This is a genomic window from Halopolyspora algeriensis, assembly GCF_003337235.1.
Taxonomy (GTDB): Bacteria; Actinomycetota; Actinomycetes; order Mycobacteriales; family Pseudonocardiaceae; genus Haloactinomyces; species Haloactinomyces algeriensis.
In genome coordinates this window covers 98,172-121,012 of record NZ_QPJC01000013.1, presented here as the reverse complement: position 1 = coordinate 121,012, position 22,841 = coordinate 98,172, and the positions used below count along the sequence as shown (strand labels likewise).

The following is a 22,841-nucleotide window of genomic DNA, read 5'->3' as shown; positions in this document are numbered from 1 at the left end:
TCGCCATGACCGAACAGGACTACCGGATCGAACACGACACCATGGGTGAGGTCAGGGTGCCCGCCGACGCCCTGTACCGGGCGCAGACCCAGCGTGCCGTGGAGAACTTCCCCGTCTCCGGCCGCGGACTGGAGCGCGCCCAGATCCGCGCTCTGGGGCTGCTCAAGGCTGCTGCCGCCCGGGTGAACGGACGGCTCGGTGTGCTCGACACCGACCTGGCCGAGGCGATCGCCGCCGCGGCCGACGAGGTCGCCGAGGGGCATCACGACGACCACTTCCCGATCGACGTGTTCCAGACCGGGTCCGGGACCTCGTCGAACATGAACGCCAACGAGGTCATCGCCACGCTGGCCACCCGCTCGCTCGGGCGTGACGTGCACCCCAACGACCACGTCAACGCCTCGCAGTCGTCGAACGACACCTTCCCGACCACGATTCACATCGCCGCGACGGAGGCCGTGCTCACCGACGCCGTCCCGGCGCTGGAGCATCTGGCCGAGGTGATCGAGGGTCGCGCGGCCGAGTGGGCCGAGGTCGTCAAGTCCGGGCGCACTCACCTGATGGACGCCGTGCCGATCACCCTGGGGCAGGAGGCCGGCGCCTGGGCGGCCCAGGTGCGCTTCGGCGTCGAGCGGTTGCGTGCCGGGCTGGGGCGCCTGGGCGAGCTGCCGATCGGCGGCACCGCCGTGGGATCCGGGCTCAACGCCCCCGAGGGCTTCGGTGCCTCGGTCTCCGAGGAGCTGGCGCGGGTCACCGAACTGCCGCTGACCGAGGCCCGCAACCACTTCGAGGCGCAGGCCGCCCAGGACGGTGTCGTGGAGACCTCCGGCAACCTGCGCACGGTCGCGGTGAGCCTGAACAAGATCGCCAACGACCTGCGCTGGCTGGGCTCGGGACCGCGCACCGGCCTGGCCGAACTGGCGCTGCCGGACCTGCAGCCGGGCTCGTCGATCATGCCGGGCAAGGTCAACCCGGTGATCCCGGAGGCCACGCACCAGGTCGTGGCGCAGGTCGTCGGCAACGATGCGGCCGTGTCCTTCGCGGGTTCGGCGGGCAACTTCCAGCTCAACGTCAACCTGCCGGTCATCGCCCGCAACGTGCTCGAGTCGACGCGCCTGCTGTCCGCCGTGTCGCGGCTGCTGGCCGACAAGGTCTTCGCCGGGGTGCAGGCCGACACCGAGCGTGCTCGCGAGTACGCCGAGGGCTCACCGTCGATCGTCACCCCGCTCAACCGCTACATCGGCTACGAGGAAGCCGCCTCGGTGGCCAAGCAGGCGCTCTCCGAGCGCAAGACCATCCGCGAGGTCGTGCTGGATCGCGGTCACGTCGATTCCGGCAAGCTGACCCTCGAACAGCTCGACACCGCACTGGACGTGCTCGACATGGCCCGCCCCGGCCGGTGACACATACCGAGTGAACGGACCGTTCGCCCGGACAGAAGAAACGAACGGTCCGTTCACTCGCCTCCGCGCGCCGGAGCGCACCGGCCACCCGCGCGTGCTCACGGGCCCGGGTGAGACAGTGGAATCATGAGTACCCCCGGCAGCGGGTCGGACCCCTCACAGACGCCCCCCTCCGAGCCGGACACCGGCGACCTTCCCGACGAGCTCGCCGGGGAACTCGCCGGCGAGCAACAGCGTTCGATCAACATCGGGTCGGGCACCATCGATCCGCACGAGCAGCGCGGCGGCGTGTTCGCCACCGCCGACCCCGAGCCCTACGTGGCCGTGGTCCTGATCGAATCCAGCTCGGACGCGCCCGACTACGAGCCGCTCTACGAGGAGTCGTTCGTCCTGCTCACCGCCGAGTCCGAGGACGAGGCCCGGGAGAAGGCACGGGAGTACGGCAAGCAGCACGAGGTCAGCTACTCCGACGAGAACCACCGGCTGGTGAGCTGGAAGCTCAAGCACGTGCTGGAGGTCAAGCAGGTCGAGGACGCGACCTTCGACGACGGCTCCGAACTCTACAGCCGGATCTTCCGCAACTACTCCGGCTACCACTCCTTCGAACCCCACCTCGGCGGCGAGGAGCCGTAGGGCAACGCGGTTCCGGCGCTGACCACACGAACGGGTGGCCGAACGTGATCTCGAACTGATGTTTGCGCTGATACTCTCCGGTGTTCTCCGCCGCCTACGTCGACGAGGCGGGCACCGGAGGTGGGACGAGCGTGGCGAGAACCGGTATCCTGGACTCTCGTGCAGTTCTTGAACGACCAGCAGCCCGCCACCGATCTGACCTACGACGACGTCTTCCTGGCTCCCCGCCGGTCCGGTGTCGAGTCCCGCTTCGACGTCGACCTGGCCACCAGCGACGGCTCGGGCACGACCTTGCCGATCGTGGTCGCCAACATGACCGCCGTGGCCGGTCGCCGGATGGCCGAGACCGTCGCCCGCAGGGGCGGGCTGGTGGTGCTGCCGCAGGACGTGGCGCCCGAGGCGGTCGCCGAGATCGTCTCCTGGGTCAAGTCCCGCCACCTCGTCTGGGACACCCCGCTGGTGCTGCACGAGGGCGACGCGGTGGCCGACGCGATCAACCTCCTGCACAAGCGTGCCCACGGTGCCGTGGTGATCGTCGACGACGACAGCCATCCGCTGGGGGTGGTGGACGAGGCCGCGTGCACGGGTGTGGACCGCTTCGCCCGCGTCGGCGAGGTCGCCGACCGCGAACCGGTCGTTCTGTCGTTGGAGACCAAGCCGCGGGAGGTGTTCGAGAGCCTGCACCAGCAGGCCAAGGGCATCGCTCTGGCGGTCGACGGCTCGGGATGCCTGGCCGGAGTCATGACCCGCCGGGGCGCGCTGCGCAACGAGATCTACACGCCTGCCCTGGACGCCGAGGGCAGGCTCCGCATCGCCGCGGCCGTGGGGGTCAGCGGTGACGTCGCGGCGAAGGCATCATCCCTGCTGGAGGCCGGGGTCGACACGCTGATCGTCGACACCGCGCACGGTCATCAGGAGAAGATGATCTCCGCATTGCACGCCGTCCGATCGGTGAATCCGAGCGTGCCGGTGGTGGCGGGCAACGTCGTCACCGCCGAGGGCGTTCGCGACCTCGCCGAGGCCGGGGCCGACATCATCAAGGTCGGGGTCGGGCCGGGCGCGATGTGCACCACCCGCATGGCCACCGGTGTGGGCCGGCCGCAGTTCTCCGCGGTCGCCGAGTGCGCCGCCGCGGCCAAGGCGCTCGGCAAGCACGTCTGGGCCGACGGTGGTATCCGGCATCCGCGCGACGTCGCGCTGGCGCTGGCGGCCGGAGCGGCGTCGGTGATGGTGGGTTCGTGGTTCGCGGGCACCTACGAGTCGCCGGGCGACCTGCAACGTGATGAGCACGGTCGCGCTTACAAGGAATCCTTCGGGATGGCCTCCAAGCGCGCGGTCACCGCCCGCACCCGCACCGACAGCGCGTTCGACCAGGCACGCAAGGCCCTGTTCGAGGAGGGCATCTCCAGCTCGCAGATGAAGCTGGACCCGCAGAATCCCGGTGTCGAGGACCTGCTCGACCAGATCACCTCCGGGCTGCGCTCGTCGTGCACCTACGCGGGCGCCCGGAGCCTGGCGGAGTACCACGAGCGTGCGCTGGTCGGCATCCAGTCCGCCGCGGGTTTCGCCGAGGGACGCCCGCTGCCCGCGGGCTGGTGAGGAGCCCGCGCGGTTCGGCCCCCGGAGGTCCGGCGCCTCGCGGGCCCGGAGCCGGAGCTCTCACAGCGCCGGATCGGGCCCGGGTGCGTCGAGCTCACCCGATCGCCCTGGTGCCCAGGTCCACGAGCTGTACCAGGGCGTTGCGGTCCAGCAGGAGCATGAAGTCCTCGCGGGCGCCGAACGAGAGCGTCGCCTGATCGTTGAGGCGATCCACCTCGCAGCGCACCGACACCCCCGGCCGCATCTCGACGTAGGACTCGACGGACACTCCGGACTGCGCGTACAAACTCATGATCACACCCCTTCGGTGTGGCTGGCTAAGGTTGGCGGCGAAAGCCGAAGCGTAAGTCCGATATCGGATTTGTATTGAGACTAGGATCCGATACCGGACCTAGAAATGCACTGATCGGGTGACAGTCGTCGATCATGCGCGGCAAGGAGGTCACCAGTGGGCCGGGTGCGTCAGACGCTGGAGCGTCGACAACTGGGACTCGCGCTGCAACGCCTACGAACAAGCGCGGACAAGTCCCGGCAAGAGGCCGCCGACGTACTCGGCAAGGTGCGATCCCGCATCGCCGAGTTGGAAGAGGGCAAGAGCACGGTCTCCTCCGACGATCTCGCCGCACTGCTGGATCTCTACGGTGTCACCGGCGAGGAACGCGAAACCGTTCTCGCCCTGGCCGCCGAGGCACGCAAGCGCCAACCTCGACGCCCCTACACCGATGTGCTACCGCGCGCCTACCAGCGGTTCGCCGACCTGGAAGCCAGCGCCGGCGAGATCAACAGCTACGAACCCAGCATCATCCCCGGCCTGCTTCAGTCGCCCGGCTACATACGTGCCGTGGTCAATGACTGGGACGGCATCTTGCCGAAGTCCTCGGAAGCCGAGTTCGAGGATCGGGTGACTTTCCGTATGGAGCGCCAGGCCAGGACGTTGGGAACGGACGGACCACAGAACATACGTATCGTGGTGACGGACGAGGCACTCCGATCCATGCCGGGAAGCCCCGAACTCAAGAAGGAACAACTCGACCATGTTCTGTCGCTGATGCGCCGACAAAATGGTCCCTCGGTGCAGGTCCTGCCGAGGCAGGCAACCATCACTCCTGCTCTCGGTGGAGGTTTCACCGTCTTCGGTTTCATGGGCGAAAGCGCACCGGTAGCCTTCTCTTCTGTGCTCTACGGACCGTCCGTCTATCTCGACGGGGAAGCGGACACCGAAGCATTGTCACGACTGTTCGAGCGGATACGCGAACTCGCGATGAGCCCTGCCGACTCGACAGTGTGGGTTGAACGACTTCTCGAGGAGGTCTGATGGTGGACACGGGTTGGTTCAAGAGCAGCCGCAGCTCCGGCGCCAGCGACAACTGCGTGGAGGTCCGGATCACCGGCACGGGTATCGGAGTCCGCGACTCCAAGGACCCCGACGGCGACACCTTCTCCTTCACACCTCGGACGTGGCGCGCCTTCCTCGACCGCACCAAGCACGGCGACTTCGACACACGGCGCTGACCGGGCTGGGACCGTAAGGCCGGCCGCCGAGGAGGATCGCCACACGAAAAACAAAGTGGTACCATTTCTTGTACCACTTGGAGGTAATGATGGCGATCACCGCGTCCGAAGCCCGCAAGAACCTGTTCCCGCTCATTGAACAGGTCAACAACGACCGCACTCCCGTGGAGATCAACTCTCGGCGCGGCGATGCGGTTCTGGTCTCGCGCGAAGACTACGAAGCACTGGAGGAGACCGCCCACCTGTTGCGGTCCCCGGCCAACGCTCGTCGTCTATTGGAAAGCTTTGCCCAGGCACGCGGCGGTGAGCGTCACGAACACCCGCTGTCGCGATGAGGCTTGTCTTCACTCCGAACGGGTGGGAAGACTACAAACACTGGCTCACCGCCGACCGGGCAACCCTCAAGCGCATCAACCGACTGCTCGATGACGTCCTCCGCGACCCGTTCGACGGTATCGGCAAACCCGAGCCATTGCGCCACGCCTTCGCAGGAAGCTGGTCTCGACGTATCAGCGAAGAGCACCGACTTGTCTACCTGGTCGACGGCGACGACATCGTAGTTCTGCAAGCCCGCTACCACTACCAGTAACCAATTGAACCCACACGATGGTGAGTGTCACCAACCGTGTCGGACGTGTCCGGCACACTCGGAGCATGTACGAACAGCGGTGGTCGGTGGTCCCGATGCGGTCGTGTGGCAGGCGACGATCACCGGATCGGGTCGCGTGCTGCCCGACGGGTGCATGGACCTGATCCGGGCAGGCGGCGAGATCGTCGTCGCCGGCCCGGACACGCGCCCGTACGAAGTGCACGGAAACGTGGGTGACCGCTACGTCGGTCTGCGCTTTCCGCCGGGATTCCTACCCGATCTGCTGGGAGTTCCCGCCGCCGAACTGCGCGACACCCTCGTGCCGCTGACCGAGGTCGTGGGTGACGACCGGACGAGAGCGTTCGTCGAACGAGTCGTCGAAGCAGCCGATCCCGGACGTGTGCTGGAGTCCTTCGCCCTGTCGCACCCGAACGCCATACAGGACTCGCGAACAACGGCGATCGTCGGGCTGCTCCGCGGGGGCGCGTCGGTGTCCACGGTCGCCGACCACGTGAACCTGGGCGAACGGCAGCTGCACCGCCTCAGTCTGCGACGGTTCGGGTACGGCCCGAAAACGCTGGCGCGGATCCTGCGCTTGCGGGCCGCACTCCGCCTCGCCGAATCGGGACTGGCCGGCGCGGAGATCGCCGCGCACGCCGGCTACGCCGATCAGGCCCACCTGATCCGGGAGACCCGGGACCTGGCCGGGGCGAGCTTCACGGCACTGGTCACGTCGTGAGGGCCGCGAACAGGTCCACGGGGTTGCCGTCGGGATCGAGCACGGTCGCGTAGCGCTGGCCCCAGAAGGCATCCCACGGCTCGTGGTGCCCGTCGTAGCCCGCCGCTGTGATCTCGGCGTACGCGCTGTCCACCGCGGACGGCGATCCGCAGTCGAAGGCCAACGCCGCCCGGTGCCCACCGGACGGCGGTGTCCATGTGGGATCGACCGAGCGCACCGTCTCGGCGGAGTCCCACATCAGCCGCACCCCACCCGGCAGGATCACGTCGACGTGCGGTTCGGCGTCGGCCTCGGTCGGGATGTCGAGGCCGAGCAACCGGTAGAAAGCCAGCGTCGCCGTCATGTCGTCGGCGACCAGGCCCACAGCACTGAATTGCATCGTCATGGGTGAACCGTAGAAGCCGGACAGGGCCCGCGCCTTGAACGAATCGGACACGCCGCGATCGGGACTCGAACCGACCGGTATGGCGGTGGACAGCTTCGGGAAGCTCGCCCACCGCCTACCTCAAACACCCGGTCAGGGCGTGAACTCCCCTTCCAGCATCTCGGTGACCAGGGCCGCCACCGGTGAACGCTCCGAACGCGTCAGCGTGATGTGCGCGAACAGCGGATGCCCCTTGAGTTTCTCGATGACCGCGGCCACCCCGTCATGGCGGCCGACCCGCAGGTTGTCCCGCTGCGCCACATCGTGGGTGAGCACCATCCGCGAGTTCGCCCCGAGCCGGGACAGCACCGTCAACAGCACGTTGCGTTCCAGCGACTGGGCCTCGTCGACGATCACGAACGAGTCGTGCAGCGAGCGGCCCCGGATGTGGGTCAGCGGCAGCACCTCGAGCATGTCGCGGTCGATGACCTCGTCGAGCACGTTCTGGCTGACCAGTGCGCCCAGCGTGTCGTAGACCGCCTGCGCCCAGGGCTGCATCTTGTCGTCCTCGCTGCCCGGCAAGTAGCCCAGCTGCTGCCCGCCGACCGCGTAGAGCGGGCGGAACACCATGACCTTGCGGTGCTGCCCGCGTTCCAGCACCGCCTCCAGGCCCGCACACAGCGCGAGCGCCGACTTGCCGGTTCCGGCACGCCCACCCAGTGACACGATCCCGACCTCGGGGTCGAGCAACAGGTCCAGCGCGATCCGCTGTTCGGCCGACCGGCCGTGCAGCCCGAATGCCTCACGGTCGCCGCGCACCAGCTTGACCTGCTTGTCCGCGGTGATCCGGCCGAGCGCGCTCTGCGAGCCCGCCAGCAGGCGCAGTCCCGTGTTCGGGGGGAGATCCCTGGCCTCGTCGAGATCGGCCGTCCCCTGCTTGAACAACGTGTCCACGGAGTTCGGCGGCACGTCCACATCGGCCGTGCCCGTCCAGCCGGAGGAGATCACGTCCTGGGCTCGATACTCCTCGGCCTCCAACGCCACCGAGGCGGCTTTGACCCGCATCGGCATGTCCTTGGTCACCAGGGTCACCGCATGCCCGTCGGCGGCGAGGTTCAGCGCGCACGCGAGGATCCGGGCGTCGTTGGAGTCGGTGCGGAAACCGGAAGGCAGCACCTGCGGGTCCGAGTGGTTCAGCTCGACATGCAGGTGACCTCCGTGCTCACCCACCGGAACCGGCTGATCGAGCCGGCCGTGATGCGTCCGGAGTTCGTCGAGGCCGCGGAGGGCCTCCCTGGCGAACCAGCCGAGCTCGGGATGTTGGCGCTTGCCCTCCAGTTCGCTGATCACCACCAGCGGCAGGACCACGCTGTGCTCGGCAAAGCGGGTCATCGCCCACGGGTCCGACAGCAGCACCGACGTATCGAGCACATAGGTGCGTATCTCGGTGCTGCCGGAGGAGGGGCTCGGTTCGCCACCGAGGTCCTGGGGTGAGGTTTCCGCTTGAGGCTGGGAACGTCGTGTGGTCACGGCTACTCCCTCGCGGGCGTGGTCGACCACGTCCGCTCGTCGGCGGGCCGGGCCGCCCTCACCGCCTGAGGCCGGACCGGTGCCGGGGAACCGTCCGATCCTGCCTGCAGCCACGGTCAGGGCCTCCCCGGACGGACCGCATAGGGCACGGCCCGTCACCTGCGGACGCTACCCGTGACACAGCACTGCGAACAGGCAGCCACACAGGTGATTCAACAGATCGTCACCTGCACGCCACGTAGCCCACGCATGCTCGCTTCCGGCGGGCAGGGTATCGGCGAAACCGGGTGGGCAACGGAATTCATTCCCACAACAGCAGGTCACTGCGCTCCCGCAGCGAAGCGAACCAACTCCGCCGATCGGGTGAAGCGACCCGGCTCGCCGCCACCCGCGCGGCGAAGTCGAGGGCGTCGGGGAATCGCTCGAACCAGGACATCGACGCCATCGCGCGAGCGAACGCACCGTGGAAGACATCCCCCGCACCCGTGGTGTCCACGGGCGTCACGGGCGGAACCGGGATCTCACCCGCACGGCCCGCATCGTCGCGCCACCACAGCACCGGATCACCGCCTCGTGTGACGGCGACGGCCCGGACACCTCGATCCATCAGCACCGGCCCCTGCTCGGTGGTCCCGGTGGTCGCAGGAGCACGGAAATCCGCCGAGCAGATCACCACATCGACGTCGGGAAGCAGTTCGTCGAGCACGGGTTTCCAGCTTCCGGCATCCAGCAGGACCGGGATCCGGTGTCTGCGTGCATACGTCGCGGCGGCCACGGCGAGTTCCGGATGGTGACCGTCGAGCAGCACGACGTCGGCCACCGGCGCGTCCAGCAGCGGTTCCGCCGGTCCGGTCCGGCGTCCCGCGGCGTTCCGGGCGACGACGCGGCGTTCGCCGGTGCCGTCCCGGACGGATACGGCCGACACCGGCGGTGGCACCTCGCTGTGCGGGTCGGTGTCGGCGAGTTCCACGCCGTGGTCGGCGAGCTCTTCGCGGACCACCTCGGCCAGGGGGTGCCGCCCCAGCGAGGTGAGCAGTCTCGTCCGCGCGCCCAGCGCGGCCGCTGCCAGTGCCGCCCCGGTGGCGGGACCACCCGCGAGCAGGCCCGCGTCCAGTGCGGTGACCTTCTCGTCCGGGCCGGGAAACTCCTCGACACGCTGGACGAGATCGAGCGTGGCGAGTCCGGCGCACAGCACCCGTGGCGGTGTCACGCATGCCTCCCGCCTGCCAGCTCCGCACGCAGGCTCTGCGGCACGAGAGGCTCGTCCAGCAACCGCCGGTACCGCTCCTCCGGCGCAGCCGCAGGCATTCGGGCGTGCAACCAGGAGCGCAGCAGCCGGTAGCCCTCCACGTAGGTGCTGGTGTAGGCCCGCCACAGGGGATGTGCCAGGAAATCGACCATCCGACGGGCTCGCTCTCGCGGGATCAGCAGCCAGCGCTGCAAGTAGTCGGTGACCTCGGACTCGTCCGCTGCCTGCTCGTGCAGCATCAACGCCGCATCCTGCCGCACCGGCCGGAGCCGATCGAGTATCTCCACCAGCCGTTCGACCTGTGCTCCTTGCGGATGCAGGCCCTGGTCGCCGAGGACCTCCGCCGCCCACTCCCCCCACCCGGGACCGAGCGCCACGTGCAGTCCGAGATCGGCAAGCCCTTCGGAGATCAGGCACTGCGGCGTGTTCACCAGGGACAGGGTCCGTTCCTCGCTCCCCCGGCCCGGTGACGTCCCATCCGGGGAGCGACCGTCCCTGCGGCAATGCTGCGTGTGATGCCCGGGGTAGGCCTCGTGCGCGATCAACTGGGTCAGGCTCGCCACCCGGTGCGGCGAGTCGGCGTTGACGGCGACCCGCGACCGGTAGTCACCGAGGTAGCTGTGCAACCCGCTCCACGGCCGACCGGTCACGACGCGGTACTCGACGTGCTCCTGCGCGGGAAGAGCGAAGCTCCCGCGCACCCGGGTGCGCAGCGCCTCGGACAGAGCCCGCACACAGGGGTCGAGCTTCTCGGCGGGCACACACTCGGCCTCGCGGGCGGCGGCGAGCCGTTCGTGCAGCGGGCCGCGACCGGGGAGAGCCTCGGCGAGTTCGGCGTGTGCCTGCCGGTAGGAGTCCCGGTCACCGGGTTCGATGGGGATCTGGAAGTAGGCCTCCACCTCCGCGCGGAAGGAAATGCGCTCCCCTGCCAGGATCCGACCGGAGCATTCCAGGGCGGCCAGTTGCGCATCCAGGAATGTCCGGCGCTGCCGGGGCAGCACCCCGGGGCAGGGGTCGGTCTCGGCCAGGTCGGTCTCGGCCAGGGCCGCACGTAACCGTTCCGCTGCCGTCACCAGCCGTGCCGGGTCGGGCCGTGGTTCGTCGCGCACTCTCCGGCGCAGTTCGGGATCCCCGGTGTAGCAGTCGACGAATCCCGCAGCGAGCCGGTCGAAGCGCAGACCGAGCAGCAAGTACTCGGTGACGAGCGTGCGCGCGTCCATACCCCGGACGATACGACGCCGCGCCGCCGGGCCCCAGTTGTTCTGTCTTGCGCAACGCACTCGAAAGGCGGCGACAGAACGACGATCGCCGGGAAACTCCGGCAAGAAGCTTGAGGGAATAATCCGCAAACCACACAATGGTGTTAGGCAGCTTTCTCTTCGGCATGGACATGTGTAGGTTTCGCGTCAAGTGCGATCATGGTGTCTTCACTGGGGTTACTCATCTGAAGGAACACCGAATTCGCATCACCCGTACCAACAAGGAGCGAACAAGTGCTGAAGAAGTCAGCTGTCCTCGGTGGCACCGTCGCCGGCCTGCTCGCGCTGGCTCCCGTCGCCAACGCCGACACCCACGACAACGACGGCATCAACATCCTCAACGACAACAACCTCAGTGTCCTGCCGGTGCAGGCCTGCGGAAACAACATTGCCGTGCTGGGTGCCGTCGTGCCGATCTTCTCGGGTCAGGCGAATCAGTGCGTCAACGCCCCGATCGTGGACCACCCCTCCGCCAAGGGCTGACCCGAACGGGCCGGGCGTCGGGGAATTGTGACGACACGGCCCGACAGAGCGCGCCAGGGGCGCCGGAACCGCACTTCCGGCGCCCCTGTTCATCCATTCGGGAAATCTCTTCGAGGATCCGATGCGCAATGCGGAATCCTTCCCGATACACGGCGCCGGAGAACCGTCGACGATCACGCAGCAGCGTGAAAGGACTCGAACAATTCGGAAACTCCCCGTGGTCTTTTGCCGTTCCCGGAGCCGACAGCGCGGCCGACCGGACAAAATCCGGATCCGGCCACTTTCACTCGATCAGGACCCGAAGCGCCGATGCCGCGTGGCGAAGTTGCGCAGGGCGCGCAAGAAGTCCACGCGCCGGAATGCCGGCCAGTACGTCTCGCAAAACCAGAACTCCGAGTGCGCGGATTGCCAGAGCATGAAACCGGACAGCCGCTGCTCCCCGGAGGTCCGGATGAGCAGTTCGGGATCCGGCTGACCGGAGGTGTACAGGTGTTCGGCGATGTGGTCGACATCGAGGACCTCGGCCAGTTCCTCGATGGTCGTGCCCGCCTCGGCATGCTGCTGCAGCAACTTGCGCACGGCATCGGCGATCTCGCGGCGTCCGCCGTATCCGACCGCCACGTTGACCTGCATCCCCGTACGCCCTTCCGTGCGCAGCGCCGCGGCCGAGACCCGAGCGGCGATCTCCGTCGGAAGCAGGTCCAGTGCGCCGACGATCCGGACCTGCCACGGCTTGCTCGGCTGGGTGATTTCCTCGACCACCCCGGCGATGATCTCCAGCAAGGAGTCGACCTCCCTGCTGGAACGGCTCAGGTTGTCCGTGGACAGCAGCCAGAGCGTGACCACATCGACATCGGCCTCCCGGCACCAGCCGAGGAAGTCGGCGATCTTGCGCGCACCGGCGCGGTGGCCGTAGTCGGCATCGAATCCGGCTTCCTTGGCCCACCGGCGGTTGCCGTCGAGGATCACCCCGACATGTTTGGGACGCGGGGCACCAGCGAGCTGGCGACGCAGCCGCCGCTCGTAGAGATCGTAGATCAGTTCCCGCAACCGGACCTTGAGCGCCACGCCCCACGAGAGTACGCGGGCTCCGACGAGGCGCAGCGACTCCCTGGGATCTGTAGCAGTGACACGCATATCACCGCAGGGTGCGTGCCGACCGATCGGCGCTCCCGTAGTCTCGAGGCGTGACTACGGTGATCTCCTCCGACCGGCCCGAGGCCCCGAGCAAGCCCCGGCTGCGGGGTTGGATTCACTTCTGGTCCCTGGTCGTCGCGTGCGCGGCAGGAGCCACGCTCATCGCACTGGCCGCCACCACGGTGTCCGCTCGGGCCGCGCTCGGAACCTCGGTCTACGTCGCCACGGTGCTGGGGCTGTTCGGGGTCAGCGCGCTGTATCACCGCAAGACCTGGGCAACCCTCGGTGCGCGAACATGGATGCGCAGGCTCGATCACTCGATGATCTTCCTGTTCATCGCCGGCACGTACACACCACTGGCGATGGTGGCCATGCAGCCGACGACCGGCGCACTCGTGCTCGCGGTGGTCTGGGGCGGCGCGCTGGCGGGTGTCGTGCTCAAGCTGGCCTGGCCGAACGGGCCGCGCTGGGTCGGCGTGCCGGTCTACATCGCGCTCGGCTGGGTGGCCGTATTCGTCCTGCCCGACCTGCTGGCCAACGCCGGGGTGGCGGCTCTCGTGCTGCTGCTTGCCGGCGGAGCGCTCTACACCGCCGGTGCGATCTTCTACGCGGTGCGCAGACCCGATCCCTGGCCCGCCACCTTCGGTTACCACGAGTTCTTCCACTCCGCGGTGTCCCTGGCCGCGATCTGCCATCACGTCGCGATCTGGCTCGCCCTGTACTCGTGAACGCGGGGTCACCAGCACACCCCCTGGACAAGCCAGCCGGCTCATTCAATGTGGGGGGCCTCACCGCAGGGCCGCGACGAGCTCCCCGGCAGTGGTGACCGGACGGTCACAGACATAGCCACGGCACACGTACGCCGCAGCGGCCCCGTCGACCAGCGGCCTGCCCTTCAGCAGCGGCACACCGGTCTCCTCCGGTTGCCCGGCCACCGCCACCGCCCCGCCCGGGGCGTATCGCCGGGTGGCGCGCAGCAGGGACGCGCGATCGCTGTCCGCGTCGCCGGCAACGGCGATCTGCAGCGGCCCGTGCTGCAGCGCCTCGGCGGCGGCCAGCCAGTGCCCCGCGAAGCGTGGTGCTCGCTGTGCGATCAAGCCCGCACGCGCGAAAGCCCGCTCGGCGACCTGGCGGTAGTGCAGTGCCCGTCCCTCGCCCGCCAGGGCGGAGGCCGTGACGAGCGCCGAGGTCAACGACGACGCCCCGGAGGGGCTGGCGTTGTCGGTGGGGTCCGACGGCCGGCGCACCAGCGTCTCGGCGTCGGCGGCGGTGTCGTGGAAGGCGCCGGGATTGTCGGTGTCGGCGAACTGCTCCAGCGCGGTGTCCAGCAGCTCGCAGGCGACCTCGAGCCACCGCTGCGCGGAAGTGGCCTGGTGCAGGCTGAGCAACCCCTCGGCCAGGCAGCCGTAGTCCTCCAGCACCCCTACCGCGGGCCCGGCCGTGCCCGCACGGGAGTTCCTGCGCAGCCGCCCACCACTGTAGTGCTCCTCGAGCAGCAGAGTGGCGGCCTGCTCGGCGGCCCGCAGCCATTCCGGCTCGTCCAGCACCGAGGAAGCCTCGACCAGAGCGGTGATCGCCATGCCGTTCCACGCGGTGACGACCTTGTCGTCCCTGGCGGGCTGCGGGCGCTGCAACCGTGCCGCATGCAAGCTCTCGCGCACCCGGAGCCAGCGTTGCCAGTCGTCCGGATCGTGGCGAAGTTGCAGGGTCGAAGCACCACGCTCGAACGTTCCGGCCTCGGTCACCGCGAGCAGCTCGGCGGCCCACTCGGCATCGGCCTCGCCGAGTACCTCGCGCAGCTGAGCCGGTGTCCAGACGTAGGTGAGCCCCTCGACACCGTCGGTGTCGGCATCGAGCGAGGCCGCGAATCCGCCTTCGGGAGTGCGTAGTTCACGCAGCAGGAACTCGGCGGTTTCGCGGGTCACCCGTTCGGCCAGTACCGGCACACGCTCGGAGGACTCGCTCCCGGGCGGGGCTTCTTCCTCGGACGAGGAGACGGCCTGCGACTGCCGCCGCGCCAGATGGGCATAGGCACGAAGCAGCAACGCGTTGTCGTAGAGCATCTTCTCGAAGTGCGGCACGACCCAGTCGGCGTCGACGCTGTAGCGCGCGAATCCGCCCGCGAGCTGATCGTAGATGCCACCCCGGGCCATCGCCTCGCACGTCGCCACGGCCATGTCCCAGGCGGTGGTGTCCCGGTCGCCGTCCCCGGCAGCGAGGCGTTCGTCGTGGCGCAGCAGGAACTCCAGGACCATCGACGGGGGGAACTTGGGCGAGTCGCCGAAGCCACCCGTCCGGGAGTCGAACTCCCCGTGCAGGGTCTGCACGGCCGATGCGATGACCTCGGCGTCGAGCACGGATTCCGGCAGCGCGCCGCGCTGTCCGGCAAGCTGCTCGACCACCTTGGCCGCACCCTGCCGGACCTCGTCACCGCGTTCGGACCACGCACGTACGACGGCGTCGAGCAGCTGCCGGAACGAGGGCATACCGTGCAGCGGCGCCGACGGGTAGTAGGTCCCGCAGTGGAACGGTTCGCCCTCCGGGGTCAGGATGCAGGTCATGGGCCAGCCCGCCTGGCCCGTCATGGCCTGCGTGGCTTCGAGGTAGACCGCGTCGACGTCGGGACGTTCCTCCCGATCGACCTTGATGTTGACGAAGTGCTCGTTCATCACGGCAGCGATCTCGGGGTCCTCGAAGGACTCGTGCGCCATGACGTGGCACCAGTGGCAGGCGGCATAACCGACCGACAGCAGCACCGGCACGTCACGGCGCCGAGCCTCGTCGAACGCCTCCTGTGACCAGGGAAACCAGTCGACGGGGTTGTCGGCGTGCTGGAGCAGGTACGGGCTGGTTGCCTCTGCAAGCCGCTGTGCCATACCCACAAGCGTCCCACTCCGGCCTGCGCCACGTCCTGCCGAGTGCCCGACCACGAGCGGATGCGGGAAACCGGCTGCGTCCGGTGGACCATTCGAGGCATCCTGGTCGCCGTGCTGTTGACACTGAGCACCACCCTGGGATCGCTTCCCGCGACCGACCTCGGATTCCTGCTGCACAAACATCCCGAACGACTCCAGTGCTTCGAGGTCACGGCCGGTACGGCGCATGTTTTCTATCCACGTGCCGATGCCGCGGAGTGCACGGCGGCGCTCCTGCTCGAGATCGACCCGATCGATCTCGCCCGACACGCCCGCCGCTCGAGCGGTTGGGCCCTCGGTGCCTACGTCAACGATCGGCCCTATGTCGCCTCCTCGTTGCTGGCCGTGGCGCTGGGCAAGGTGTTCCGGACGGCACTGAACGGTCGCTGTGACGCACGCCCGGAGCTGGTGCGACAGCCGATCCCGTTGCGCATCCACCTGCCCGCCGTGCCCGACGGGGGCGATCCGGAACTGCCGGAGCGGCTGTTCGCCCCCCTCGGCTGGCACGTCGAAACTCGACCCCTGACCGATCCGGAGTGGGGACGGGTCGATTGCGTCGAGCTGAACCTGAGCGGAGACCTACCGCTGGCCGAGGCACTCAACCAGCTCTACGTCCTCCTGCCGGTGCTGGACGACGCGAAACACTACTGGGTCGCCGAGGAGGAGGTCGACAAGCTGCTGCGGGCCGGAGGTGACTGGTTGGTCTCGCACCCCGAACGGGAGCTGATCAGCCGTCGCTACCTCGCCCACGCACGCACCCTGGTCGACAGTGCGCTCGCGCAACTGGCCGATCCCGATTCCGGGCCCGAACCACACCAGGACTCCGGCCGGCCGCTGGCAGCGCAGCGCCGATCGGCCGTCCTGGAACGTCTCCGGGCAGCAGGGGCGCGCAGCGTGGTCGATCTCGGGTGCGGGGACGGCCGCTTGGTGGGTGATCTGCTCGAGGATCCGGCGTTCACCGAAATCCTCGGCGTCGACGTGTCCACGGGCGGTCTCGGCGCCGCCGAGCGCAAGCTCGGACTGGAGCGGATGCCCGAACGCAAACGTCGGTGCGTGCGGCTTCGCCAGTCGGCCCTGACCTACACCGACTCCACCCTGATCGGGCACGACGCGGCGGTGCTCATGGAGGTCGTCGAACACCTCGATCTCGCGCGTCTGCCCGCGATGGAACATGCCGTGTTCGGCCACGCCCGCCCGGAAACGGTGCTGGTCACCACCCCCAACGCGGAGTACAACGTCCGGTACCCGAATCTGGCGGCAGGTGCTTACCGGCATCCGGACCACCGGTTCGAGTGGGACCGTGCACAGTTCGCGGCATGGGTCGAGCGAGTCGCGGAACGGTTCGGCTATGTGCCGGAGCTCGACGGCGTCGGCGAACACGATCCCGAACTCGGCCACCCGACCCAGCTGGCGGTGTTCACCCGTGCCGAGTCCGCCCGTACCGATGCGAACAGCGAGGACGCCCGATCATGAACGACAACCGCATCCTCGATCTGCCGGACCTGTCGCTGGTGGTGCTGATCGGGGCGTCGGGTTCGGGCAAGTCCACCTTCGCCGCCGAGCACTTCCGCGCAACGCAGGTGCTCTCCAGCGACCGCTGCCGGGGCATGGTCTCCGACGACGAGAACGACCAGAACGCCACCGACGACGCCTTCGACGTCCTGCACTACATCGCGGGCAAACGGCTCGCCGCCGGACTGGTCACCGTCGTCGACGCCACGAACGTGCACAAGCACGGCAGGGACGCGCTGATCCGGCTGGCGCGCGAGCACGACGTGCTTCCGGTCGCGATCGTGCTCGACCCGCCGGAGTCGGTGTGCATTCGGCGCAACGCGGGCCGTACCGACCGGACGTTCGGCGCGGAGGTCGTCCGGCGGCAGCGCAAGGACCTGCATCGGTCGCTGAAGTCCTTGCAGCGCGAAGGGTTCCGGCGGGTGCACGTGCTGCGGGACGAGTCCGAGGTGCACACCGCCGAAATCCGGTGGGACCGGCTGTTCAACGACCGGCGCGCAGAGACCGGCCCGTTCGACGTCATCGGCGATGTCCACGGCTGCCGCAGCGAGCTGGAAACATTGCTGGGCCAACTCGGTTACCGGCTGCACCGCGACGAGGCGGGGCGGGCGATCGACGCCGAACATCCCGAGGGGCGTCGGGCGCTGCTGCTGGGCGACCTCGTCGATCGCGGACCCGACACACCGGGCGTGCTCCGGCTGGCCATGGGCATGGTCGCCTCCGGCAACGCGCTGGCCGTGGCGGGAAATCACGAGAACAAGCTGGTCAAAGCACTGCGTGGCCGCAAGGTCACGGTCTCGCACGGCCTGGCGGAGTCGTTGGAACAGCTCTCCGGCGAGGACGAGGAGTTCCAGCGGCGGGCACAGGAGTTCTGTGACGGCCTCGTGGCGCACTATGTGCTCGACCACGGCAACCTGGTGGTGGCCCACGCCGGACTGCCCGAGCGCTACCACGGTCGCGCCTCCGGGCGCGTGCGCAGCTTCGCGCTCTACGGTGATACGACCGGTGAAACCGACGAGTTCGGCCTGCCGGTGCGGTATCCGTGGGCTCAGGACTACCGGGGGAAGGCGGTCGTGCTGTACGGGCACACGCCGGTGCCCGAGCCCGAGTGGATCAACAGGACGATGTGCCTGGACACGGGCTGCGTGTTCGGAGGCAGGCTGACCGCCCTGCGCTACCCGGAGCACGAGGTGGTCTCGATGCCCGCGCAGCAGGTCTGGAGCGAGCCCGTCCGACCGGCGCGGACCGCCGGTTCCCCTGCCGCCGGTTCCTCCGCAGCCGGCGACCCCTCACCCGGCGATGCACACACCGAGACATCCGGACAGACACCGAGGCGCGAACCCGGCACGCTCGATCTCGGCGACGTGACGGGACGCCGCATCCTGCGGACCCGCCACCACGGGCGAATCACCGCCGAGGCCGAGCAGTCGGCTGCCGCTCTGGAGGTGATGAGCCGGTTCGCCCTCGATCCGCGCCGCCTGCTGTACCTGCCGCCGACCATGCCGCCGTGCAGCACTGCGAACAGCGGTGACCTGCTGGAGCATCCGGAACGGGCGTTCGCCGACTACCGGCGCTGGGGCGTGACGGAGCTGATCTGCCAGGAAAAGCACATGGGCTCACGCGCTGTCGTGCTGCTCTGCCGGGATGCAGGCACCGCCGCGAACAGATTCGGCTTCGACCCGCACGAGGCGATTCGCGGTGCGGTGCACACCAGGACCGGGCGGTCGTTCTTCGGGCCCGAACTGACCGCCGCCCTGCTGGAGAACGTGCACGCGGCGGTGACCGAACTGAACCTGTGGGAGGAGCTGGACAGCGACTGGCTGCTGCTCGACACCGAGCTCCTGCCGTGGAACGCCAAAGCCGGTGAGCTCATCCGCGACCGGTACGCCGGTACCGGCGCCGCCGCCGAGTCGGCCCTGAGCAGCGCGACCAGCGCGTTGCGGCAGGCCCGAGCGCGCGGGCTGGACGTCGGTGAACTGGCCGCTCGCACCGAGAAGCGGTATGCCGACGTCGAGCGGTTCCGTGCGGCCTACCAGCAGTACTGCCGGCCCACCGAAGGACTCGAGGGCATCCGGCTCGCCCCCTTCCAGATGCTGGCCACCGAGGGCCGCAGCTACCACGACGTCGACCACGACTGGCACCTGTCGGTGGCCGACCGGCTCGCCGAGGCCGCGCCGGAGACCTTCACCACCACCCGCCGTCGCATCGTCGACACCGAGGACACCGCATCCACAGCCGCCGCCACCCGGTGGTGGGAGGAACTCACCACCGCCGGCGGTGAGGGCATGGTGGTCAAACCCCGCACCAACCGTGTGCGCGGGCGGAAAGGACTCGTGCAGCCCGGCGTCAAGGTACGCGGACGGGAGTACCTGCGGCTGGTCTACGGGCCCGAATACACCGAGCCCCGCCATCTCGACCGGCTCCGGCAGCGTCAACTCGGCCGGAAACGCTCCCTGGCGCTGCGCGAGCACGCCCTGGGGCTGGAAGCCCTCGACCGCCTGGCCGAGGGTGAACCGCTCTGGCGTCTCCACGAATGCGTCTTCGCCGTCCTCGCCCTCGAATCCGCCGCCGTCGACCCCCGCCTGTGAACAGGTGTGCTCCTCGAGCAGGAGTCGGAGCACCGTGGCGAGGGCTGCCCGAGGAGCCGGGTGGGGACCGGCCGAGACCTCAGGTGGTCTCCTGCCCACCGCCGGGCCGGCTCACCGGATCGGACCCGTCCCCCTCGGCTGCGGCCGCATCGTCCTCACCTGCAGCGTTGTCCTCGGAACCCTCGCCCTGCTCGGCGTTCTCCGCGGCCTGTGCGGCCCTGGCCGCTTCGGCACGCTTGACCCGCGCCGGTGCCGCCGCAGCGGCCCTGTCCTGGTCGAACCGGGTCGGCACCCGCTTGAGATGCGTGGTCATGGAGCGGGCCAGGAACGCCACGGCGATGAACAGGGCGAGCAGCAGGAACAAGCCCAGCGGTGTGGACTTGCCGAATCCCTCGCCCTGTCCTCCGGAAGGCTCGCCCCCCGGGAAGTCCGGCTGCGCCAGGACGGTGGCCAGTGTCTCGATGCCACTCAGTGTCTCGATGCCGCTCAAGCGCCCACTCTCTCCTGTACTCCGGCGAACAGGTCGTCCTCCGGCAACGTGGTGTCCACCAGTGAACGGACGAGTTCGTAGTCCTCGGTCGGCCACACCGCACGCTGGATATCCAGCGGAGTCGCGAACCAGCGGCTGTTCGGATCGATCTGCGTGGCGTGCGCGCGGAGCGCATCGTCGCGTACCTCGAAGTATTCGCTGCACTCGACCCGCGTGGTCACCCGGTCGTGTGGATCCGGGCGGGCGGCGGCGTCCCACTTCTGCAACCACTCATGATACGGGGATTCGAGTCCACGTTCGAGCAGCGCGTCGTGAAAAAGCTGCATGCGCTTACGGGAGAAGCCGTGGGAGTAGTACAGCTTCAGCGGCTGCCACGGTTCTCCGCTCTCCGGGTACAGCTCCGGATCACCCGCGGCGTCGAACGCCGCCATCGACACCTCGTGGCAGCGCACGTGGTCCGGGTGCGGGTATCCCCCGTTCTCGTCATAGGTGACGAGAACGTGCGGCCGGAACTCGCGGATCACCGTGACCAACTCGGGAGTGATGTTTTCCAGCGGCTCCAGGGCGAAGCACCCTTCGGGCAGTGGCGGCGGCGGATCGCCTTCCGGCAACCCGGAGTCGACGAATCCCAGCCAGCGGTGTTGCACCCCGAGGATCTCCGCTGCGCGGGCCATCTCCTCGCGGCGGATCTCGGGCATGTTCTCGAGCACATCGGGCCGTTCCATGGCCGGATTGAGAATGCTGCCGGCCTCACCCCCGGTGCAGGTGACGATCATCACATCGTGCCCCTCGGCCACGTAGCGCGCGGTTGTGGCGGCACCCTTGCTGGACTCGTCGTCCGGATGCGCATGCACGGTCATCAGACGCAGCTTCTCGGCCATCGCCCGGTAATCCCTCCTGTTTCGCCTCACCACCGGCCCCCGCTGACAGTGACCGGAGCACTCCGGGGATACTCAACGTGGAAGTCTTCCTCCATTGTTCCCGCGGGTCCGACACTCGCGTCGGCAGGGGTTGCTCGTTCCCGGCAGCGCACCGGGCAGGCAGCGGCGGATCCTCGCGGCGGATTCCGGGAAGATCCGTAACAGGAAATCCCCGCGTGGGGCACCGACGCACACGGCGAGATCCGAAAGGTTCCGGACACGTGGCAGACCCGCAGCTCCCGGAAGGGCGGTACGGCTCGCGCGCTCGCAAGCGCTCGAACCGCCTGCTGCGGTGGTCCCTGAGCGCCGTCGCGCTCGTCGTGTCGGTGGGCGTCGCGCTCGTGGCCTACAGCAACCTGGGCAGCGCGCCGATCGAGGCCAACCGGCTCACCTACCAGGCCCTCGACGACAACTCGTTGCGGATCACCCTCGAGGTGCGCCGGGACTTTCCGCAGCGTCCCGCGGTGTGTGTCGTACGCGCCAGATCACTGGACGGCACGGAGACCGGCCGCAAGGAAATTCTGGTGCCGCCCTCCGAGGGCACGGCCCATCCGGTCACGGTCGTGACCACCTCCGCACCTCCGGTGTCCGGCAACGTCCACGGCTGCTCTTACACCGTCCCGGAATATCTGTCCACCCCGACGCGTCCAAGTGGGTGAAGAACGCCGGACAACCACTGCAACTGGGAAAATTCACCCCCAACGGCCCGTGGCCGTGTTATCGTCGGAGACAGCACGGCCCCAGCACGGGCCGTGTTTTTCCATATCCGTGCCTTTCCAGGTTCGGGAGGTTCCGGCCCGCGGAGCGCGGAGCCGTCGTCGACGAGGAGTGGTGACCGTGAGCGAGATGCAGGCGACCTGGCTGACGCAGGATGCTTACGATCGGCTCAAGAACGAGCTCGATGCGCTCGTGGCCGACCGCCCGGTGATCGCCCAGAAGATCAACGAGGCGCGGGAGGAAGGCGACCTCAAGGAGAACGGCGGTTACCACGCGGCGCGCGAGGAACAGGGACAGATGGAGTCCCGCATCCGTCAGATTCAGGAACTCCTGCGCACGGCCAAGGTCGGCGATGTGCCCACGGAGTCGGGAGTCGCGCGCCCCGGATCGGTGCTGACCGTCCGTTACGACGGTGAGGACGAACACGAGCAGTTCCTGCTGGCCAACCGGGAGGAAGGCGCCCACGGCGAGCTCGAGGTGTACTCCCCGAGCTCTCCCCTGGGACAGGCGTTGCTGGACGCCGAGGAGGGCGAGACCGTGGAGTACGACCTGCCCAACGGGGGCACGATGCAGGTGACCCTGATCAAGGCCGAACCTTTCACGGGCTGAGGCAAACTCGGTACTTCGGCCGGGTTCGAGTGCGCTCGGGCCCGGCCGAAGTGCATTCACCCGGCCCCTCTCACTCGGGTGCCGACTCCGCAGCCAATCGCTCCAGCAAGGGCCGCACCCGCGGCGCCACGGGCGTGGACAGCGCTATCGAGGTCGAGGTCCGTCGCACTTCGGGCACGGCGACCACCGTGTCGATCACCCGCTGCAGGTCCGCGTTCGACCGGGCCACCATGCGCACGAAGAGATCCCCCTGCCCGGTCGTCGCGTGCACCTCGCACACTTCGTCGATCGCCGCGAGCCGCTCGGAGACCGCGGCACGCTGCCCCTGCGAGATCTCCAGCACGGCGAAAGCCGTCAGGCCGTAACCCATCGCCGCCAGGTCCAGCTCGGGTGGGAATCCCCGCAGGATCCCGCGGCGGGCCATACGATCCATGCGTGCCTGTACCGTGCCGCGCGCCACACCGAGCCGCCGCGAGCACTCCAGCACCCCCAGCCGTGGTTCATCGGACAGCAACAGCAGCAACCGGGCATCCAGTCCGTCCAAGGCATCCTCGCCCGCGCCTGCCATACCGCACCTTTCCGTCCCGGAGTGC

Annotated in this window: 24 protein-coding genes; 14 read left to right on the top strand and 10 right to left on the bottom strand. The window is 68.7% G+C overall.

Annotation, left to right across the window (positions count from 1 at the left end; translation table 11 throughout):
- The first annotated feature begins 5 nt into the window (after positions 1-5).
- From DFQ14_RS18045 to DFQ14_RS18035, 3 genes are all read left to right on the top strand, one after another.
- Positions 6-1,403, top strand: a complete 1,398-nt coding sequence (locus DFQ14_RS18045) for a class II fumarate hydratase (protein ID WP_114454529.1) — start codon at positions 6-8, stop codon at positions 1,401-1,403.
- A gap of 126 nt (positions 1,404-1,529) precedes the next feature.
- A complete protein-coding gene (locus DFQ14_RS18040; protein WP_114454482.1) occupies positions 1,530-2,036 on the top strand; it encodes a DUF4288 domain-containing protein in 507 nt (168 codons plus the stop codon).
- A 159-nt stretch (positions 2,037-2,195) separates the two neighbouring features.
- Positions 2,196-3,635 (top strand): GuaB1 family IMP dehydrogenase-related protein, encoded by a 1,440-nt coding sequence (locus tag DFQ14_RS18035; RefSeq protein WP_114454481.1) that lies wholly within the window; start codon positions 2,196-2,198, stop codon positions 3,633-3,635.
- A gap of 94 nt (positions 3,636-3,729) precedes the next feature.
- Here the strand turns inward: DFQ14_RS18035 and DFQ14_RS18030 are convergent, their stop codons facing one another.
- Positions 3,730-3,927, bottom strand: coding sequence for a hypothetical protein (locus DFQ14_RS18030; RefSeq protein ID WP_147275576.1), 198 nt, complete (start codon positions 3,925-3,927; stop codon positions 3,730-3,732).
- A 156-nt stretch (positions 3,928-4,083) separates the two neighbouring features.
- Between DFQ14_RS18030 and DFQ14_RS18025 the strand changes: the two genes are divergently transcribed.
- From DFQ14_RS18025 to DFQ14_RS18005, 5 genes are all read left to right on the top strand, one after another.
- Complete coding sequence (locus tag DFQ14_RS18025) at positions 4,084-4,950, top strand: helix-turn-helix domain-containing protein (RefSeq protein WP_114454479.1); 867 nt, start codon at positions 4,084-4,086, stop codon at positions 4,948-4,950.
- Positions 4,950-5,147, top strand: coding sequence for a DUF397 domain-containing protein (locus DFQ14_RS18020; protein WP_114454478.1), 198 nt, complete (start codon positions 4,950-4,952; stop codon positions 5,145-5,147). The genes DFQ14_RS18025 and DFQ14_RS18020 overlap by 1 nt, the downstream gene beginning before the upstream one ends.
- A gap of 89 nt (positions 5,148-5,236) precedes the next feature.
- A complete protein-coding gene (locus DFQ14_RS18015; RefSeq protein WP_179951614.1) occupies positions 5,237-5,482 on the top strand; it encodes a type II toxin-antitoxin system Phd/YefM family antitoxin in 246 nt (81 codons plus the stop codon).
- Positions 5,479-5,736: a Txe/YoeB family addiction module toxin gene (locus DFQ14_RS18010; RefSeq protein ID WP_114454476.1), complete on the top strand. Its 258-nt coding sequence runs from the start codon at positions 5,479-5,481 to the stop codon at positions 5,734-5,736. The genes DFQ14_RS18015 and DFQ14_RS18010 overlap by 4 nt, the downstream gene beginning before the upstream one ends.
- Before the next feature lie 79 nt (positions 5,737-5,815).
- Positions 5,816-6,475, top strand: a complete 660-nt coding sequence (locus DFQ14_RS18005; protein ID WP_257233757.1) for a helix-turn-helix domain-containing protein — start codon at positions 5,816-5,818, stop codon at positions 6,473-6,475.
- Here DFQ14_RS18005 and DFQ14_RS18000 read toward each other — a convergent pair.
- From DFQ14_RS18000 to DFQ14_RS17985, 4 genes are all read right to left on the bottom strand, one after another.
- The gene (locus tag DFQ14_RS18000; protein WP_114454527.1) at positions 6,465-6,860 is read right to left on the bottom strand and encodes a VOC family protein; all 396 of its coding nucleotides are present in this window, start codon (positions 6,858-6,860) and stop codon (positions 6,465-6,467) included. The genes DFQ14_RS18005 and DFQ14_RS18000 overlap by 11 nt on opposite strands.
- A 132-nt stretch (positions 6,861-6,992) precedes the next feature.
- A complete protein-coding gene (locus DFQ14_RS17995; RefSeq protein WP_420810194.1) occupies positions 6,993-8,231 on the bottom strand; it encodes a PhoH family protein in 1,239 nt (412 codons plus the stop codon).
- Between the two features lie 439 nt (positions 8,232-8,670).
- On the bottom strand, positions 8,671-9,579 hold the full coding sequence (locus DFQ14_RS17990; RefSeq protein ID WP_257233756.1) for a PfkB family carbohydrate kinase: 909 nt from the start codon (positions 9,577-9,579) through the stop codon (positions 8,671-8,673).
- Positions 9,576-10,838 (bottom strand): DUF885 domain-containing protein, encoded by a 1,263-nt coding sequence (locus DFQ14_RS17985; protein ID WP_114454475.1) that lies wholly within the window; start codon positions 10,836-10,838, stop codon positions 9,576-9,578. Before DFQ14_RS17985 ends, DFQ14_RS17990 begins: the two co-directional genes overlap by 4 nt.
- Before the next feature lie 273 nt (positions 10,839-11,111).
- On the opposite strand from DFQ14_RS17985, the gene DFQ14_RS17980 reads away from it, so the two are divergent.
- On the top strand, positions 11,112-11,360 hold the full coding sequence (locus DFQ14_RS17980) for a thiamine pyrophosphate-dependent enzyme (RefSeq protein ID WP_179951613.1): 249 nt from the start codon (positions 11,112-11,114) through the stop codon (positions 11,358-11,360).
- A 291-nt stretch (positions 11,361-11,651) separates the two neighbouring features.
- Here the strand turns inward: DFQ14_RS17980 and DFQ14_RS17975 are convergent, their stop codons facing one another.
- Positions 11,652-12,428: an isoprenyl transferase gene (locus tag DFQ14_RS17975; RefSeq protein WP_114454474.1), complete on the bottom strand. Its 777-nt coding sequence runs from the start codon at positions 12,426-12,428 to the stop codon at positions 11,652-11,654.
- A 119-nt stretch (positions 12,429-12,547) separates the two neighbouring features.
- On the opposite strand from DFQ14_RS17975, the gene trhA reads away from it, so the two are divergent.
- Positions 12,548-13,225 (top strand): PAQR family membrane homeostasis protein TrhA, encoded by a 678-nt coding sequence (gene trhA / locus DFQ14_RS17970; protein ID WP_257233755.1) that lies wholly within the window; start codon positions 12,548-12,550, stop codon positions 13,223-13,225.
- A 60-nt stretch (positions 13,226-13,285) separates the two neighbouring features.
- Here the strand turns inward: trhA and DFQ14_RS17965 are convergent, their stop codons facing one another.
- Entirely contained in the window at positions 13,286-15,373 is a 2,088-nt protein-coding gene (locus DFQ14_RS17965) for a thioredoxin domain-containing protein (RefSeq protein WP_114454473.1), read from the bottom strand.
- A 111-nt stretch (positions 15,374-15,484) separates the two neighbouring features.
- Here DFQ14_RS17965 and DFQ14_RS17960 point away from each other — a divergent pair, with 111 nt between their 5' ends.
- Both DFQ14_RS17960 and DFQ14_RS17955 read left to right on the top strand, forming a co-directional pair.
- A complete protein-coding gene (locus DFQ14_RS17960; RefSeq protein WP_114454522.1) occupies positions 15,485-16,885 on the top strand; it encodes a 3' terminal RNA ribose 2'-O-methyltransferase Hen1 in 1,401 nt (466 codons plus the stop codon).
- Entirely contained in the window at positions 16,882-19,512 is a 2,631-nt protein-coding gene (locus DFQ14_RS17955; protein ID WP_114454472.1) for a polynucleotide kinase-phosphatase, read from the top strand. The genes DFQ14_RS17960 and DFQ14_RS17955 overlap by 4 nt, the downstream gene beginning before the upstream one ends.
- 79 nt (positions 19,513-19,591) lie before the next feature.
- Here DFQ14_RS17955 and DFQ14_RS17950 read toward each other — a convergent pair whose 3' ends face one another.
- Both DFQ14_RS17950 and mca read right to left on the bottom strand, forming a co-directional pair.
- Positions 19,592-20,002 carry a hypothetical protein gene (locus DFQ14_RS17950; RefSeq protein WP_338072625.1) on the bottom strand — a complete coding sequence of 137 codons (411 nt, stop codon included), beginning with the start codon at positions 20,000-20,002 and terminating at the stop codon, positions 19,592-19,594.
- On the bottom strand, positions 19,999-20,883 hold the full coding sequence (gene mca / locus DFQ14_RS17945; protein ID WP_114454471.1) for a mycothiol conjugate amidase Mca: 885 nt from the start codon (positions 20,881-20,883) through the stop codon (positions 19,999-20,001). Before mca ends, DFQ14_RS17950 begins: the two co-directional genes overlap by 4 nt.
- A gap of 260 nt (positions 20,884-21,143) precedes the next feature.
- Here mca and DFQ14_RS17940 point away from each other — a divergent pair, with 260 nt between their 5' ends.
- Positions 21,144-21,581: a DUF4307 domain-containing protein gene (locus DFQ14_RS17940; protein ID WP_257233754.1), complete on the top strand. Its 438-nt coding sequence runs from the start codon at positions 21,144-21,146 to the stop codon at positions 21,579-21,581.
- A 178-nt stretch (positions 21,582-21,759) separates the two neighbouring features.
- Positions 21,760-22,248, top strand: coding sequence for a transcription elongation factor GreA (greA, locus tag DFQ14_RS17935; protein ID WP_179951611.1), 489 nt, complete (start codon positions 21,760-21,762; stop codon positions 22,246-22,248).
- 70 nt (positions 22,249-22,318) lie between these two features.
- Here the strand turns inward: greA and DFQ14_RS17930 are convergent, their stop codons facing one another.
- The gene (locus tag DFQ14_RS17930) at positions 22,319-22,816 is read right to left on the bottom strand and encodes an Lrp/AsnC family transcriptional regulator (protein WP_114454469.1); all 498 of its coding nucleotides are present in this window, start codon (positions 22,814-22,816) and stop codon (positions 22,319-22,321) included.
- Positions 22,817-22,841: the final 25 nt, after the last annotated feature.

Excerpts from the sequence above, each read along its gene's own strand:
- DFQ14_RS18045 (WP_114454529.1), top strand. The coding sequence starts at position 6 with ATGACCGAACAGGACTACCGGATCGAACACGACACCATGGGTGAGGTC.
- DFQ14_RS18040 (WP_114454482.1), top strand. The coding sequence starts at position 1,530 with ATGAGTACCCCCGGCAGCGGGTCGGACCCCTCACAGACGCCCCCCTCC.
- DFQ14_RS18030 (WP_147275576.1), bottom strand. The coding sequence starts at position 3,927 with ATGAGTTTGTACGCGCAGTCCGGAGTGTCCGTCGAGTCCTACGTCGAG.
- DFQ14_RS18020 (WP_114454478.1), top strand. The coding sequence starts at position 4,950 with ATGGTGGACACGGGTTGGTTCAAGAGCAGCCGCAGCTCCGGCGCCAGC.
- DFQ14_RS18015 (WP_179951614.1), top strand. The coding sequence starts at position 5,237 with ATGGCGATCACCGCGTCCGAAGCCCGCAAGAACCTGTTCCCGCTCATT.
- DFQ14_RS18010 (WP_114454476.1), top strand. The coding sequence starts at position 5,479 with ATGAGGCTTGTCTTCACTCCGAACGGGTGGGAAGACTACAAACACTGG.
- DFQ14_RS18000 (WP_114454527.1), bottom strand. The coding sequence starts at position 6,860 with ATGACGATGCAATTCAGTGCTGTGGGCCTGGTCGCCGACGACATGACG.
- DFQ14_RS17995 (WP_420810194.1), bottom strand. The coding sequence starts at position 8,231 with ATGACCCGCTTTGCCGAGCACAGCGTGGTCCTGCCGCTGGTGGTGATC.
- DFQ14_RS17985 (WP_114454475.1), bottom strand. The coding sequence starts at position 10,838 with ATGGACGCGCGCACGCTCGTCACCGAGTACTTGCTGCTCGGTCTGCGC.
- DFQ14_RS17965 (WP_114454473.1), bottom strand. The coding sequence starts at position 15,373 with ATGGCACAGCGGCTTGCAGAGGCAACCAGCCCGTACCTGCTCCAGCAC.
- DFQ14_RS17955 (WP_114454472.1), top strand. The coding sequence starts at position 16,882 with ATGAACGACAACCGCATCCTCGATCTGCCGGACCTGTCGCTGGTGGTG.
- mca (WP_114454471.1), bottom strand. The coding sequence starts at position 20,883 with ATGGCCGAGAAGCTGCGTCTGATGACCGTGCATGCGCATCCGGACGAC.
- DFQ14_RS17930 (WP_114454469.1), bottom strand. The coding sequence starts at position 22,816 with ATGGCAGGCGCGGGCGAGGATGCCTTGGACGGACTGGATGCCCGGTTG.